The organism is Erwinia sp. ErVv1, from assembly GCF_900068895.1.
In the GTDB taxonomy this organism is placed as follows: Bacteria; Pseudomonadota; Gammaproteobacteria; order Enterobacterales; family Enterobacteriaceae; genus Erwinia.
Window position 1 is genome coordinate 112,009 of sequence record NZ_CDPK01000003.1, and the last position, 258, is coordinate 112,266.

Consider the following 258-nt stretch of genomic DNA (forward strand, 5'->3'; position numbering starts at 1 on the left):
TGATGCTGCAAAGATGTTGCCTGTGGGGGCGCATGGTGTACGAAGGTTCCGATGAATGTCGCCTGCGGGTAGTGCCCGTTGCGCTAGAGGCTTAGTGCCGTCGCCTACGGCTGGGACCCGGTGCCTGGCGGTCCTCGCGCCGCGCGTGGCGCGGTGCCTTCGCTCCGCACGTCGACCTTTCGGAGCGGTCATGACGTGACATCCCTGTCCCGGCATGCCCTTGTGCCAGCCTCCCTGCTGGCCCATCCGGGTCTTCCT